This window comes from Microbacterium sp. MMO-56 (assembly GCF_037146215.1).
GTDB lineage: Bacteria > Actinomycetota > Actinomycetes > Actinomycetales > Microbacteriaceae > Microbacterium.
The window spans coordinates 1-221 of record NZ_JBBCVW010000063.1 but is presented as its reverse complement, the minus strand read 5'-3'; the positions used below and the strand labels follow the sequence as shown (position 1 = coordinate 221).

1 pseudogene is annotated in these 221 nt (G+C 65.2%); it reads right to left on the bottom strand.

Annotation, left to right across the window (positions count from 1 at the left end):
- A pseudogene (locus WFI00_RS17775) lies at window positions 1–116 on the bottom strand (transposase); the annotation flags it as partial.
- Between the last annotated feature and the right edge of the window lie 105 nt (window positions 117–221).

Sequence of the window (221 nt, the reverse complement as noted above, 5' to 3'; positions counted from 1 at the left end):
TTCCGGCGCTCCAGCAGCCATTCCGGGAAGTAGGTCCCGGTGCGGAGCTTCGGGATCGCGACGTCGATCGTGCCGACACGCGTATCGAGGTCGCGATGCCGGTAGCCGTTGTGGGCCGCCCCCTTCATTCGGTCCGGTCGCTGTGCGAGTCGTCGGTTTCCGATTGATGGGTGCATTGCCGAGCGTAGTCGACGGGTGCGAGGTAGCCGAGCGATGAATGC